This window comes from Micromonospora sp. NPDC005220 (assembly GCF_040607895.1).
GTDB lineage: Bacteria > Actinomycetota > Actinomycetes > Mycobacteriales > Micromonosporaceae > Micromonospora.
In genome coordinates this window covers 1-13,986 of the sequence record NZ_JBEXHP010000056.1, presented here as the reverse complement: position 1 = coordinate 13,986, position 13,986 = coordinate 1, and the positions used below count along the sequence as shown (strand labels likewise).

At 73.1% G+C, this 13,986-nt stretch carries 15 protein-coding genes and 1 pseudogene; 6 read left to right on the top strand and 10 right to left on the bottom strand.

The annotated features are described in order from the left end of the window. Positions 1-514: 514 nt before the first annotated feature. From ABZU52_RS20430 to ABZU52_RS20420, 3 genes are all read right to left on the bottom strand, one after another. A complete protein-coding gene (locus tag ABZU52_RS20430) occupies positions 515-1,126 on the bottom strand; it encodes a class F sortase (RefSeq protein WP_354972577.1) in 612 nt (203 codons plus the stop codon). 86 nt (positions 1,127-1,212) lie between these two features. Then, on the bottom strand, positions 1,213-1,698 hold the full coding sequence (locus tag ABZU52_RS20425; protein WP_354972576.1) for a hypothetical protein: 486 nt from the start codon (positions 1,696-1,698) through the stop codon (positions 1,213-1,215). 231 nt (positions 1,699-1,929) lie between these two features. Next, positions 1,930-2,757 carry a metalloregulator ArsR/SmtB family transcription factor gene (locus tag ABZU52_RS20420; RefSeq protein ID WP_354972575.1) on the bottom strand — a complete coding sequence of 276 codons (828 nt, stop codon included), beginning with the start codon at positions 2,755-2,757 and terminating at the stop codon, positions 1,930-1,932. A 143-nt stretch (positions 2,758-2,900) separates the two neighbouring features. Between ABZU52_RS20420 and ABZU52_RS20415 the strand changes: the two genes are divergently transcribed. The 3 genes from ABZU52_RS20415 to rnhA all read left to right on the top strand — a co-directional run bounded on the left by ABZU52_RS20415 (position 2,901) and on the right by rnhA (position 6,056). Further along, a complete protein-coding gene (locus ABZU52_RS20415) occupies positions 2,901-4,187 on the top strand; it encodes an MFS transporter (protein WP_354972574.1) in 1,287 nt (428 codons plus the stop codon). Between the two features lie 47 nt (positions 4,188-4,234). Beyond that, on the top strand, positions 4,235-5,491 hold the full coding sequence (locus tag ABZU52_RS20410) for a lycopene cyclase family protein (RefSeq protein WP_354972573.1): 1,257 nt from the start codon (positions 4,235-4,237) through the stop codon (positions 5,489-5,491). A gap of 91 nt (positions 5,492-5,582) precedes the next feature. Beyond that, positions 5,583-6,056 carry a ribonuclease HI gene (gene rnhA, locus ABZU52_RS20405; RefSeq protein ID WP_030491933.1) on the top strand — a complete coding sequence of 158 codons (474 nt, stop codon included), beginning with the start codon at positions 5,583-5,585 and terminating at the stop codon, positions 6,054-6,056. A 7-nt stretch (positions 6,057-6,063) separates the two neighbouring features. Here the strand turns inward: rnhA and ABZU52_RS20400 are convergent, their stop codons facing one another. The 3 genes and pseudogenes from ABZU52_RS20400 to ABZU52_RS20390 all read right to left on the bottom strand — a co-directional run bounded on the left by ABZU52_RS20400 (position 6,064) and on the right by ABZU52_RS20390 (position 8,443). Then, on the bottom strand, positions 6,064-6,300 hold the full coding sequence (locus ABZU52_RS20400; protein ID WP_354972572.1) for a preprotein translocase YidC: 237 nt from the start codon (positions 6,298-6,300) through the stop codon (positions 6,064-6,066). Positions 6,301-6,372: 72 nt separating this feature from the next. After that, positions 6,373-7,273 (bottom strand): annotated as a pseudogene (locus tag ABZU52_RS20395) (pentapeptide repeat-containing protein). 72 nt (positions 7,274-7,345) lie between these two features. Next, positions 7,346-8,443, bottom strand: a complete 1,098-nt coding sequence (locus tag ABZU52_RS20390; protein WP_354972571.1) for a DUF5919 domain-containing protein — start codon at positions 8,441-8,443, stop codon at positions 7,346-7,348. Positions 8,444-8,583: 140 nt separating this feature from the next. Between ABZU52_RS20390 and ABZU52_RS20385 the strand changes: the two genes are divergently transcribed. After that, positions 8,584-9,186, top strand: a complete 603-nt coding sequence (locus ABZU52_RS20385) for an MBL fold metallo-hydrolase (protein WP_354972570.1) — start codon at positions 8,584-8,586, stop codon at positions 9,184-9,186. On the opposite strand, the gene ABZU52_RS20380 is transcribed toward ABZU52_RS20385, so the two are convergent. Both ABZU52_RS20380 and ABZU52_RS20375 read right to left on the bottom strand, forming a co-directional pair. After that, a complete protein-coding gene (locus ABZU52_RS20380; RefSeq protein WP_354972569.1) occupies positions 9,153-9,902 on the bottom strand; it encodes a phenylalanine--tRNA ligase beta subunit-related protein in 750 nt (249 codons plus the stop codon). The genes ABZU52_RS20385 and ABZU52_RS20380 overlap by 34 nt on opposite strands. A gap of 7 nt (positions 9,903-9,909) precedes the next feature. Then, a complete protein-coding gene (locus ABZU52_RS20375) occupies positions 9,910-10,521 on the bottom strand; it encodes a LysE family translocator (protein ID WP_354972568.1) in 612 nt (203 codons plus the stop codon). Between the two features lie 62 nt (positions 10,522-10,583). On the opposite strand from ABZU52_RS20375, the gene ABZU52_RS20370 reads away from it, so the two are divergent. Together ABZU52_RS20370 and ABZU52_RS20365 are read left to right on the top strand one after the other, a co-directional pair. After that, positions 10,584-12,050: a PLP-dependent aminotransferase family protein gene (locus tag ABZU52_RS20370; RefSeq protein WP_354972567.1), complete on the top strand. Its 1,467-nt coding sequence runs from the start codon at positions 10,584-10,586 to the stop codon at positions 12,048-12,050. A 40-nt stretch (positions 12,051-12,090) separates the two neighbouring features. Next, positions 12,091-12,801, top strand: coding sequence for a helix-turn-helix domain-containing protein (locus ABZU52_RS20365; RefSeq protein WP_354972566.1), 711 nt, complete (start codon positions 12,091-12,093; stop codon positions 12,799-12,801). Here ABZU52_RS20365 and ABZU52_RS20360 read toward each other — a convergent pair. Then, a complete protein-coding gene (locus ABZU52_RS20360) occupies positions 12,783-13,361 on the bottom strand; it encodes a dihydrofolate reductase family protein (protein ID WP_354972565.1) in 579 nt (192 codons plus the stop codon). The two genes, ABZU52_RS20365 and ABZU52_RS20360, sit on opposite strands and share 19 nt — an antisense overlap. A 131-nt stretch (positions 13,362-13,492) precedes the next feature. Then, positions 13,493-13,986: DUF6297 family protein (locus ABZU52_RS20355; protein ID WP_354972564.1), on the bottom strand; the 494-nt coding region annotated here is incomplete at its 5' end.

Below are 13,986 nucleotides of genomic sequence, written 5' to 3'. Positions count from 1 at the left end.
ATGTCTGGCGCATCCCCTCGCGGCGGAGATGTCCCGCCGCACCGGCGCCCCGGTCGCGGCGGCCCACGCCGACGACGTGCCGTACGCCGAGGCGGGCCGGAAACCGGGCAACGATCCAACGGTGACCGGCGGCCGCTTCCTCGCCCGGGTCGATGGCGGCCGCTTTCCGGCGGTGCAGGTGAGCGGGGGTGGTGGTGCGTCTGATGGTCGAAGACCGTGCTGGCGAAGCCGTCCGAGGCGGTTGACCGGGTAGATCTTGGACAGTTTCCGTTAGCTGCTGACGGAAAGTGTCCAAGATTGCCAGCGATGGCGGGTGAAGTGGCCCGAGGACGAACCAGCATTGCAGGGAGCGCGGCGGGCCGTCGGGTTCGCGCAGCGACCATGCGAGCGCAGACCGCGTACGCCACCGCCCACGGGCCGGCCGCCAGCAGCGCGGGGCGGCGCTCGATGTCGGCGCGGACGCTGCGCAGCGCCCCGGCGGCGCCGTGCCGCCCCGACAGCGGGGCGTTGCGGCTCAGGCGGTGCGGGTGGCGAAGACGACGATGTTGTCGACGTAGTTGCCGGTGGCGGCGTCGAACCGGCCGCCGCAGGTGATCAGGCGCAGCCCGGCGGCGTCCGCCGGTCCGTAGACCAGCGTGGTGGGGAAGTGCTCCTTGGGGTACGCGCGGACGTCGTCCACTGTGAACGTGGCGACCCGGGTGTCGGCACGGGTGACCTGGACCTGCTGCCCGGCGCGGAGTCGACCGAGGTCGAAGAAGACCGCCGGGCCGGACGGTGAGTCGACGTGTCCCACCAGGACGGCGTTGCCGGTCTCACCGGGGCTGACCCCGTGCCGGTACCAGCCGGCGAGGGTGGGCCGATCCAGTGGCGGCACCTCCAGCACCCCGGCGGCGTCCGCGCCGACCGGAACGATGTCGGCGCGGACGTCGATGGCGGGGATCTGCACCCGGACCGGCGCGGCGGGTGGCAGCGGCGGAAGGTCCGGTGCGGGGTGGGTGCGGGTCGGCGCGTCGGCCGACGGTCGTGGTGGCCGTGCCGGGTCGGCGGTGAGGCCGACGGTGATCAGCCCGAGCCCGGTCACGCCGAGCAGGGCGACCACGGCCGGTAGGGTCCGTCGCCACCACACGTCTGCACCTCCGTACGGGGTCGTCGGGGTGCCCGCACCGGTGTCACCGGCGCGGGCACCCGTCTCAGGGATGGAACGGTCGCCGATCAGGCGACAGTGGACACCGGACGGCGCCGGCGGATCAGGATCACCGCGCCGGCGAGGGCGGTGCCGAGCAGCGTGCCGCCGGCGGCGAGAGCGCCGGTGTCGCGGTTGTCGCCTCCGGAGCCGGCCGGTGCGCCGCCGATCGGGGTGACGGAGAACGTGGCGGTGCCGGCCGAGCTGCCGTCGCCGCAGGTCGCCGCCACCGTGTACGTGCCCAGGGTGAATCCGGCGGTGAAGAGTTCGGCGCTGAGCCCGCCGCCGGCGGCGGCCGTGGTGGATCGGACGTTCTGGTCGCGGTTGGGGCCGGTGACCCGGAAGATGGCGTCACCCGACTTCGGGTTGCAGGTCGTCGCGGTGAGCACGACAGTCCCACCGACCGGGGTGGTGGCCGGTGACACCGTGGTGTCGGCCAGTGCGGCGCCTGGCAGCAGGAGCGTGCCGAGGCCCACGCCGAGCGCCGCCGAGCAGAGTGCTGTTGTGACCTTCATACGCGTCTTCCCTCACTTTTCGTCCGCTGACTGCGTGGGACGTCGTTCGGGTGGCCAACTCCGTGACTAGCACCGGTGTGCCCAACACTAGGTGGGTTGGGTCCTCGATCAGGTGAAAATGAGAAGTCCTCGTTGCCGTCACGTGTCCACCCGAAGGCGGGGAGAGCTGCGGGCTGTCGCCGCTGGGTTGATGGCGAGGTATTGCCGGCGACGGCGCGAATTCGCCGTAGGTCAGCCGGCCTGGGTCGGTTCCGGCATCGGCTCACCGGTCTCCAGTAGGGTCTTGAGGCTGGCCAGCAGCTCCGGCCAGCCGCCGCTGCCGTCGAGCTGGCCGCTGATCGCCCGGTGCATCTCGCTGTCCGGGGAGAATTGGTCGTGAATCACTGTCAACCGGACGGCAGAGCCGCCGTGTGGCTCGATCTCGAAGGTCACCGTCGACCGGCGCTCGCCGAGCCGGGCGGCCAACTCCTCGGCGGACCAGCCGAAGTGCTCGGCGTGTTCGGGCTGGAAGCCGTGCCAGCTGTAGGAGAGGCGACGGTACGGCTCGGCGACGAGCACCCGCTGGCCGAGGTCACGCGGCTCGCCGTCCGGCGCGTCCTGCCAGAGCACGGGTGACCCGACCTGCCAGTCCGAGACCAGCGCGACTCCACCCCAGTAGCGACGCGTGAACGCCGGTTCGGTGAGCGCGGCCCACAGGCGTTGCGGCGTCGTGGTGACGTACGTGGTGTAGGCGAACGTGGGGCTCTGCATGGGTTGACGCTCCAATGCGCTGGTCAGGTCCGCGAGCGCGGCCGCCCGCTCGCGGTCGTAGCGGCTGAGCCACCGGTCGGCGATGGCGTTGATCGGGGCGGCGTTGAGGTAGTGCAGCTTCTCCCGACCGCGCCGCACGGTCGTGACGAGATTGGCCGCCTCCAGCACCGACAGGTGCTTGCTGACCGCCTGTCGGGTGGTGGCCAGCCCGTCGCACAGCTCCCGCAGGGTCTGGCCGTTGCGCTCGTTGAGCCGGTCCAGCAGCCGACGCCGGCTGGGGTCGGCCAGCGCCCGAAACGCGTCGTCCATCGACCCTCCCCGTGACAGGCAACCAATCGGTTGCCGGTCAAGATAGGCAACCATTGGGTTGCCTGTCAACCTGGCTCGGCGGCATTCTGCCGGTCGAATAAAGGCCGAGGCAGCCCGCGGAAACGCTGGTAGGTTCGCTCGCCGTGACCCGGAACGTGGGAGATGGCCTGGGAACGGTGTTCGCCAAACTCTGGGCGGCGAGCACCCTTTCCGCCCTGGGCAGCGGCCTGGCCACCGTCGCCGCGCCGCTCTTCGTCGCGTCGCGTACCGAGGACCCGCTCGTGGTCGCCGGGGCGTCCGCCGTGGCGTGGCTGCCGTGGCTGCTCTTCGCCCTTCCCGGCGGGGTGCTGGTGGACCGGATGGACCGGCGCCGACTGATGATCGTCATCGACCTGATCCGGGTGCTCGCGCTGGCCGTTCTCGCCACGGCGATCCTCACCGGCCGAGGCGGGGTGGCGCTGCTGTTCGCGGTGCTGTTCCTGGTCAACACCGGTGAGATCGTGTTCCGCTCGGCGAGCCAGGCGATGGTGCCGACGGTGGTGCCACGGCACCGCCTGGAGCGCGCCAACGGCTGGCTCAGCGGCGGTGCCACCCTCATGCACAGCATGCTCGCCGGCCCACTCGGCGGGTTCCTGTTCGCGCTCTCGGCGGGCAGCCCGTTCCTGGTCAACGCCATCACGTATGCGCTCAGCGCCGTACTGGTGGCGCTGATCGGCGGGGACTTCCGGGCCGTCGGCAGCGACCCGGACGGACGCCGTACCCGCTCGATCGGCGGCGAGATCGTCGAGGGACTGCGGTGGCTGGCCCACCAACGGTTGCTGCGCACGATGGCCGTGCTCATCGGCCTGCTCAACGTGACTCTCACCGCGGCGCTCGCGGTGCTGGTGCTGCTCGCCAGCGAGCGACTGCGACTCGGGTCCGTCGGCTACGGGCTGCTCTTCACCTGCATGGCCACCGGTGGGGTGCTCGGCGCGGTCCTCGGCGACCGGATCATCGCCCGGATCAGCGCCACCTGGACGATCCGGATCGGCCTGCTCGTCGAGGCGGGGCTGCACCTGGCGTTGGCCGCGTCCCGCAGCACTCTCGTGGTCGGGTTCGCTCTGTTCGCCTTCGGCGTGCACGGCGGGCTGTGGAACATCGTGGCGAACTCGCTGCGGCAACGACTCACCCCACCGACACTCCAGGGCCGGGTGGCCAGCACGACCCTCTTCGTCGCGGCGGGTGGCAACTGCGTGGGCGCAGTGCTGGGCGGGCTGCTCGCCGCCCGGTTCGGCATCACCGCGCCGTACTGGGTCGGGTTGGTGGTGGCGGTCGGCGTCTCGGCCGCCACCTGGCGGGTGTTCAACCGCGCGGCGGTGGCCCGCGCCTATGCCGACCCGCTCCCGGTCGAGCCGCTCCCGGTCGAGCCGCAGCGGACGCCCGTGCCCTGAGTGGTGCGGCGGGTGGCTGCGCGTGGCCGTATGGCAGCGTGGTGGGGGTGACCAACTCCGCGCCGCTCGACGTCGACCTCGCGCTGCTCGGTGGTGGCGGTGCGGCGTCGTTGCTGCTCGCCGCACTGGACCGGCACGGCGTCCGGGATCTGCGGATCGCCATCGTCGACCCGGTGCGCCGGCGCGGTCAGGACCGCACCTGGGCGTTCTGGGGGCACCCCGACACCGACCTGGACCCGCTGCTCAGCGCGAGCTGGCAGCAGGTCGAGGTGGCGACGGCGGCCCGCCGCCGCGTCCTGGACCTCACCCCGCTGCGGTACGCCATGCTTCGCTCCGGCCCGGTCTACGACCGGGCTGCCGAGGCCGAGCGTCGGCTCGACGCCACCCGGATCGTCGCGCCCGCCGACACTGTCCGCGACAACGGCACCCAGGTGCTGGTGCGCACCGGCGACGGGCGCACCGTACGGGCCGGCTGGGTGCTCGACTCCCGCCCCCGCCCGCCGGCACGAGCGGGGCGAACCACCTGGTTGCAGCATTTCCGGGGGTGGTGGCTGGAGGCCGACCGGCCGGTGTTCGACCCGACCCGCGCGGTGCTGATGGACTTCCGTACCCCGCAGCCGCCCCGGGGCGTCTCCTTCGGGTACGTGTTGCCGGTCAGTGACCGTTACGCCCTGGTCGAGTACACCGAGTTCTCGCCGGACCTGCTCACCGACGCCGGGTACGACGCGGCACTGGCCGGCTACCGGGACCTGCTCGGGCTGGATCCGGCCGGGCTGCGGGTGCGCGAGGTGGAGAACGGGGTGATCCCGATGACCGACGCGCCCTTCCCGGCCCGGCCCACCCCCCGGGTGGTCCGGCTCGGCACGGCCGGCGGCGCGACCCGCCCCTCCACCGGCTTCACCTTCTCCGCCATGTACCGCCAGGCCGACCAGGTGGCCCGCGCCCTCGCCGCTGGACGAGCGCCGGTGCCCGCGCCGGCGTACCCGCGCCGGCACCGCTGGATGGACGCGGTGGCGCTGCGGGCGCTGGACCGGGGCGGGGTGGGCGGTCCCGACTTCTTCGACCGGCTCTTCGACCGCAACCCGGCCGAGCGGGTGCTGCGCTTCCTGGACGGCCGGACCACCCCGGCCGAGGAGGTCGCGATCATGAATTCCACCCGGCTGGTGCCGATGATCGCCGCTACGGCCGGCGACGCCGTGCACCGCGTCCGCGATCGGGTGCGCCCCACTCGGCCCGCGCCGGCCATCCCGCCCGCGGTGGTGGGCGAGGCGCTGGACTCGGGCGGAGCACCCAGCCCGACCTGACCGGTCTTGTCTCCGCCGTCGACGGTCGGCGGTTCGACGCGCCGACCACCCGTGCGGGGCGGGGGACCGCACGGCCGGTAGGTTGCCGGGCATGGTGGACGCGGCGGCCGGCAGGGGCGTGCAGATCTGGACCGACGGGGCGTGCAGCGGCAACCCCGGGCCGGGTGGTTGGGGTGCGCTGCTGCGCTACGGCGATCACGAGCGGGAGCTGTGCGGTGGTGAGGCCACACCCACCACCAACAACCGGATGGAGCTGATGGCGGCCATCCAGGCGTTGGAGAGCCTGAACCGGCCGGTCACCGTGGAGCTGCACACCGACAGCACGTACGTGCGCAACGGCATCACCAGCTGGCTGGCGTCGTGGAAGCGCAACGGTTGGCGGACCGCCGCGAAGCAGCCGGTGAAGAACGCCGACCTGTGGCAGCGGCTGGAGGCGGCCTGCGAACGGCACGAGGTCACCTGGCTGTGGGTCAAGGGGCACAACGGGCACCCGGAGAACGAGCGGGCCGACGGGCTCGCCAACAAGGGCATGACCGAGGCGCGGGCCGCCCTGACCAGCCGCTGAACCTCGGTCAGCGGGTCGCGTCGGGGTGCCCCGGCATGCTGGACCCACCGCCGCTGCTGCCGGACGAACCACCGACGTCACCCGAGCTGTCCGGCTCGGTCACGATGTCCGGCCGAACGTCGGTGTCCGCCGGTGCGGGGACCTCGGTGTCCGCCTCGACCTGCACGAGTGGCACCTGACCCGCCTCGTCCTCGCTGTGCTGCGGATCGCCCGGCAGCTCACCGTCGCGCTTTCGGTAGCCCACACCGTGCCCCCCGTCGATGCCGCTCCGCGTCGGCGCTGGCTACCCGGCGTCGTCCCGGCCGAAACCTCGCGGTCAGCGGCGCCGCCCCCGACGGGCGGGTGCGGCGGACCGGGCCGGCTGACGGACCGGGGTGAGCGGCAGCGCCGTCCAGTGCGCCGGCCGGGTGAGCGTCTGCGGTAGCCCGGTGCGCGTGTCGCCCCGGGCGGCGTCCAGCTGGGTCTGATGCAGGAAGAGGGTGCGCCGCAGGTCCGTGCCCCGCAGGTCGGCCCCGCGCAGGTCCGCGCCTGTGACGTCGGTCAGGGCGAGGTCCGCCCCGCGCAGGTCGGCGCCGATGAGCAGCGCCCCGCGCAGGTTGGCCCGGCGCAGGTCCACGCGGCGCAGATCCACCCCGAGCAGGTACGCGCCGCGGCGGTCGGCGCCGCCGGGGGCACGCGCCGCGTCGCTGGCCCGGGACAGCCGCGGGTTGACCCGGGCGACCCGGGCCGACCTGATCGCCGTCGACGTCCACCGTGCGAAGCTGCGCGGGGTCACCTTCGGTGAGCGCCAGCGTCGCGGCGAGGGCGCGTTCCAGCTCGGCGCGCAGGTCGGCCGGCGGGCGCAGCGCCACCGCCTCGGTGAGGTACCAGAGCAGTTCGTGCAGTGGTCGCAGCACCGCGAACGCCTCCGCCATCGCCGGCAACGTCTCCGGCGCGTTCCGCCAGTCCCGCCCGCCGAAGGTCACCTGGGCGACCTGCTGCCCGGCGCCGAAGCAGTCGAACACCGTGCAGCCGGGAAAGCCGCGTTGCCGCAGCTCGGTGTGGATGCCGCAGCGGTGGTCGGGGCGCAGGTTGGGGCAGGGCGAGCCGGCCGGCTTGTCGATGGCGAAGTCCGTCGACGCGGCGAAGGCGGGCACCACGCAACACAACCCGAAGCAGCGTCCGCAGTCGGCGCGCAGCTGCGCCGCCCGGGACGGCGGTGCGGGGTCGAACGACACGCGGCCGGTCCTCCTGACGATCAGGCGAGCCACCATTGTCCCGTGCGCCGCGCCGAAGGGTCCGGCTAGGGGTCACCCTCCGTGCGTGTCGCTGGCCGCCGCGGAGCGAGGTGCCGGGGTACGCGAGCCGCCCGGTGGCGCAACCAGCCGGTAGAGCTCCCGGTTTCCGTCGCCGTGCCCGTACTTCTGGTCGAAGTGCCGTTTCACAGTGGCGACCGGGGTACGGTCCTCGTCGGCGGGCTCGGCCAGCGCGAACACGCCAGGGGGCGCCCCGTGCGCGCGGGGCGGCAGCACGGCTCGCACCGTCACCGCCCCGGTCACCCGGAAATCGCGACAGTCGACGTAGTGCTGCCCGTCCACCGTCACGTACGGCACGCGTACCTCGACCACGTCCGACTCGTCGTGGCGCAGCGTGACCATGACCGACCAGTACCGCTCCAGGTCGAGGGTGGCCTGCTCGTGCTCCCACAACTCCTCGAACCGGGCGTGCACGAACCCGCCCCACGGGCTGTCCATGTCCACCTCGAGCTGCGGCACGTTGAACGACAACTTCCCGATCGGGAAGAACGAGATCAGCGCCCGCCCGTCCCACTGGTAGAGCTGGATCGACGGGGACGCGTCGTAGAGCCGGACCTGGAGGCGGTGCCGCAGCCGTGCGTCGAGCGCCTCGGCGAACGCGGCCAGGTGGCGCAGGTTGGTACGGATCTGCCGGGGCACGTCCACCCGTTGCCGTTCCAGCTCCTCGGAGCGTTGCTGGGCGGCGGTGCAGTCCGGGTCGAGCAGCAGCAACTGCACCTGCGCGCCGTTGGCGAGCGCCGCTCGCACCGCGCCCAGGGTCTCCTCGCGGTGCCGTTGCTCCAATAGGATCGTCCAGGTGTCGAGGATGCGCACCCGGCGACCGGAGCGGTGCAGCCGCGTCACGAACGCCTGCTGGTCGAAGCTGAGGTGCTCCTGCACCCGTGCCTTGCGGGCCTCCTCGAACAGCGGGTCGAAGATGACGTACGAGATGGCGGCGAGGACCACGCTGGCGCCGAGGTTGAGCAGCAGGTCGCTGAGGAAGCCGGTGCTGCGCCAGGCGGCCAGCAGCATGACGACGGCGATCGCGAACAGCGCCCCACCGACGACGAAGGCGCGTCGTTGCCGCCCGCCCCGACCAGCCCACCCGGGCATCCGGTCCCCTTCCGCCGTCGGTCGGCCCCACCGCCGCTGGGTGATCGCCGGAATTCGGAGGATACGTGCCTGCTTTGCTGAGCGCCGTCCCATTCTCCGACCGGCTCGTTCGCCGCTGTCGATGGCGTACCGTCGCCGGGATGCGGATCACCCGATTCACCCACTCGTGCGTGCGCGTCGAGCATGACGGCGGCGTGCTGGTCGTCGACCCGGGGACGTGGAGCGAGCCGCGTGCGCTGATCGGCGCGGACGCCGTCCTGGTCACCCACGAGCACACCGACCACGTGGACGTGCTGCGGCTCGCCGGTCTCGGTGTCCCCGTGTACGCGCCGGAGGGCGCCCGGCTGCCGGATCTCGCGCCGCTGCCGGTGACCCGGGTCCGTGCCGGGCAGCGCTTCACGGCGGCCGGCATCACGGTCAGTGCGCACGGCGGCCGGCACGCCGCGATCCACCAGGGCAAGCCCGACTGCCCGAACCTCGGCTACCTGATCGGCGACGAGCTCTATCACCCGGGTGACGCGCTGCACGTGCCGGACGAGCCGGTGCGCACTCTGCTCGTCCCGGCCCACGGGTCCTGGCTACGCCTCGACGAGGCGATCCGCTTCGCCGGCGCGGTGGGCGCGGCGGCGACGTACCCGATCCACGACGCGCAGCTCAACGAACGCGGCCTGGCCAGTGTCGCCGGATGGTTCGCCGAGACGATCCCCGGCTACCGCCACCTGGTGCCCGGCGACACCGCCTGACCGCTGTCGCCACCGGCAGTCGGGGTGTGGAACTCGGGTGCGGCGGCGGTGAGCACCGCGGCGGCAGTCGGGGCGGACCAGCCGTCGGTCAGCTCGGTCACCAGGGCGGCGACCAGCCGGGTCACCGTCGGCTCGGCGCCCGGGTGCAGTGCCTCGGCGACGATCAACACCGACGAGGTGGACTCCCGCACGGCGGACCAGCCGCTCTGCCGGTTCGTCCACCGCCGGGCGTGCGCCCGTCCGGCGGAGTCGACGAAGGTCACCTCGCCCGGCTCGGGATGCTCGGTGTCGCCCGCGAAGCTCAGGTACGCCTCGTCGCCGTGTGCCGGCCGGACCACCAGGTCGCCGTCGACCCGGTTCAGGTCGAGCGCGGCGACCGGGATGGCGTACGCGGCCGAGATGGCGTTGCAGAGGTCGACCAGCGGGTGCACGCGGGGCAGCTCTCCGTCCAGGCGCAGCCGGCGCAGCAGCGCCTCGGCGGCGCACCGGTACTTGGTGGGCCGCAGCCCCATGGCCGCGTACGCCCGCCGCCACGCCTGGATCTCCGGAAACCCACTCTCGGTGCCGTCGGCGGTCAACCGCCGTCGGGCCTCGGTGAGGTAGCCCGCCGTGCGTCCCGCCACGTCGGCGGTGGCGGTGATCCCGGAGGCCAGCACCACCCCGGCGACCAGATCGGGGTACGCGTCGCGAAGCTGTGGCGAGTGGTGAAACTGCACTGTGGTCCTATCGTTCGGTGAGGGCGAGGGTCAGGCCGAGCGCGACGAACGTGCCGGCGGCGGATCGGCGCAGCCAGTCGGTGACCCGGGGGCGGGTCAGCACCCGGTCGCGTACCCGGGCCGCGAAGATGCCGTAGCCGCTGAACACCACGAAGGTGAGCAGCATGAACACCGCGCCGCAGCCGAGCATCGCCCGGGTCGAGCCCGGCGCCGTGGTGTCCACGAACTGCGGCAGGAACGCGACGAAGAACATCGTCGGCTTCGGGTTGAGCAGGTTGACCAGCACCCCGGAGACGATCACCCGGATCGCCGAGCGGGGTGGGGCGTCGGTCGTCACCGCGAACGCGTCGCGATCCCGCGCCATGGACCAGGCCAGGTGGAGCAGGTAGCCGACGCCGAGGTAGCGGACGGTCTCGAACGCCACGGCGCTGGTCTGCATCAGCGCGGCCAGCCCGGTCATCGCGGCCAGCAGGTGCGGCAACGTGCCCAGCGTGCAGGCGAACGCGGCGAGCACCCCGGCCCGAGCGCCCCGGGACAGGCCGGCGGAGAGCGTGAAGATCACCCCGGTACCGGGGGTGACCACCACGATCAGCGTGGTGATCAGGAACGGGATGGTCACTATCGTCCTCCGGCGGAGTCGGCAGGTCTGGCTCCTGCTCACTCTGCTGCCACAATGGTCCGATGGGCAGAGCCAAACCGACGGCATCCGAGAGGTCCATATCGGCCGGGTCCGACTTCCTGCACCTGACCATCACCGACGCGGCGCCGGGCGGACGCGCCGACTGGCTGACCGACCGGCTGCGGCAGGCCATCGCCGAGGGTCGGGTGCCGGTCGGTGACCGGCTGCCCCCCACCCGGGTGCTCGCCGCCGACCTCGGAGTCTCCCGGGGCGTGGTCACCGAGGCGTACCAGCGCCTGATCGAGGAGGGGCACGTCGCCGGTCGGGGTCGGGCCGGCACTGTGGTCGTCGCCGCGCCGGCCGCGCCCACCCCCGCCCCGGCCGCCGCGCCGGCACCGGTCCCGACCTTCCCGCCGGCACCGGGCACCGACATCTTCGACGCGGTACGCGCCGCGCACGCGACCATCGACCTGACGCCCGGCGTACCCGACCTGGCCGCCTTTCCCCGCGCGGACTGGCTGCGCGCCGAACGGAGCGTGCTGCGCCGCCTGGCCGCGGCCGACCTCGGCTACGGCGACCCGTGCGGGACGCCCGCGCTGCGACAGGCCGTCGCCGCCGGGCTGGCCCGCAACCGCGGTATCAGCGTCGACCCCGCCGAGGTGATCATCGTGGCCGGCGTCTCCCAGGCGCTCGGGCTGCTCGCCCAGGCACTCACCGCCGCCGGCGTCGACCGGATCGCGGTCGAGGACCCGGGCTCGCTCGGCGTACGGCAGCACCTGAACAACTGGGGAATGGAGACCCCGCCGATCACCGTCGACGACGCCGGGCTGCGGGTCGACGAGTTGACGGCCAGCGGCGCACCGGCCGTGATGCTGACCCCGGCGCACCAGTTCCCCACCGGCGTGGTGCTCGACGGTGACCGCCGCCGCCAGCTCGTCGCCTGGGCGCGGGCCGGCGGTCTGATCATCGAGGACGACTACGACGCCGAGCACCGCTACGACCGCCCGCCGGTGCCGGCGCTGCGCGGCCTGCTGCCCGAGCAGGTCTGCTACGCCGGCAGCGTCTCCAAGCTGCTCGCCCCCGCCCTGCGGGTCGGCTGGCTGCTGGTGCCCCCGCGACTGCGCGAGGCGGTGGTGGCCGCCAAACGCAACGCCGACCTGGGCAACGCCGTGCTACCGCAACTGGTGCTGGCGGAGCTGATGACCTCCGGCGCCTTCGAGCGGCACCTGCGGCTGCTGCGCCGCCGACACATCCGTCGACGGGACGCGATGATCGCCGCGCTGGCCCGCGCGTTGCCATCGGCGACGGTGCACGGCGCCGCCGCCGGTGTGCACCTGATGATCACGCTGGACGACGCGGTGGTCGACACCGAGCTGGCGGCGGCGACGCTGGCGCGGGGGGTGAAGGTGCAACCGCTGTCCTGGCACTGCCAACGGCCCTACCGGCCGGGCCTCGTGCTCGGCTACGCGGCCCGTACGCCGACCGAGATCGAGGACGGCGTCGCCGCGATCGCCGCCGCCCTCGGCTAGGGCCGCCCGTCCACCGTGCTCGTCGGCGTATCCTTCGCCAGTGGCACTGCGGTTCGAGACGCGCGGGTCCGACTCGCCCTGGGTCGACACCGTGTGGACCTGCACGAGCGAGCAGGTCACCGCGATGACGTCGGTGGCAGGGGTGCGTTGGGGCCTGGTGTTCTGGCAGCACGCCGGTCGGACGCACGCGAGCGTCACCGGTCCCGAGACCCGCACCGGCACGGCTCCGGTGCCGGAGGGCGCGAGCTTTACCGGCATCGAGTTCGCCGTGGGCACCTCGTTGCGGGCCGTGCCCACGCCGACGCTGGTCGACGCCGGCATCGAGCTTCCCGACACCACGCGCCGGACGTTCCGGCTGGACGGCGCGCGCTGGGAGATGCCCGGCCCCGACGACGCCGAGGCCCTGGTCGACAACCTCGTCCAGGCCGGGACCGTGATCCGTGACCTGCTCGTCGCCGAGCTGCTGCGGGGCCACCGTCCGGCCGTCTCGGCGCGTACCGTCGAACGCCGGTTCCGCGCCGCGACCGGGCTGACGCGCGGCGCGGTCCGGCAGATCGAGCGGGCCCGCGCGGCGGCGGAGCTGCTGGCTACCGGCGACCCGGCCGCCGACGTGGTCGCCAAGCTCGACTACTTCGACGAGCCGCACCTGGCCCGGGCACTGCGCTGCTACCTCGGACGCACCGTCCGGCAGCTACGCGAGGGCACCGGCGGTGCCATCGCTCTCGACCTGAATCAGCGCTTGACGTCGTAGACCATCTTGAGGATCCCGTTCGAGTAGCTCTCCGACTCCCGCAGCATCAGCATGTGCTTGTCGCGGTCGGCCCGGCCGAACAGGCTCTTGCCGGCGCCGAGCAGCACGGGGAAGACGAGCAGGTTGTACCGGTCGATCAGCCCCTCATCGGACAGCCGCCGGGCCAGCTCCGCGCTCCCGTGGATGAAGATCGCTCCGCCCTCGCCCTGCTTGAGCGCGGCGACATCCCCGGTCGAGCGCAGGATCGTCGTCGGCCCCCACCCGTCGACGAGCGCGTCGTCGGTCAGCGTGCTCGACACCACGTACTTGGGCAGCTCCTTGTATCCGGCGTGATCCTCCGAACCGGGCCAGAACGGCGCGAACGCCTCGTAGCTGCGACGGCCGAACATCAACGCCGTCGTGTCAGCGAGTTCCTCGCCCTTGAGCGACCATGCCTCCGGGACGAACTCGAGGTCCTTGAACACCCAACCGCCGCTGCGGTGCTCCTCACCCGGCCCGCCGCCGGGCGAGTCGACGACGCCGTCGAGCGACATGAAACCGGTGTAGACCAGGTCGCGCATTGTGTTGTCTCCTCAAGCTCGGAGCGGGCTGCCGGGTCCACGCTAGATCGCGGTCGCGGCGCTGTCTTGGATGAAAACGACAGCGGGTGGTGCCGTGATCGGGCCTGGGTCGACCGGGCCGATGAGCCCGCTCAGCCCAGGAACAACTGAACCAGGACCAGCACGGCGAGCAGCGCCGGCCCGCGTGAGCCCTGACGCAGCAGGTCGACCGGGATCATCCCGAACGGCGTGTTGACCGTCGCGCCGCCGTAGCCGATCGGCGGGCGGGTGCCGGCCCGGAACGCGGCGGCCACCACCCCGAGCGCCAACGCCGGCGCCAGCCAGGCCGGCCCCGGGTCGACGGTCGGCAGTGTCAGCAGCCACCACAGGCCCGCGCCGACGGCCGGCACCACCACGTGGATCCCGCGCAGCAGGTTGTCGCTGCCGCCGAGCGCCCGGCGCAGACCGGGTGAGCGGCTGACCGCCCGCAGACCGCCGGTCAGACGGTCGGCGGCGAGGTACGCGAGGATCACCTGCGCGGCCCCGGCCAACCCGGGCACGGCGAGCGCGGCAGCGTACTGCACCCCGATCAGCGCCGCCCAGATCAGCACGGCGCTCGGGTGCCGGCGCAGCCGGCGTACGTCGG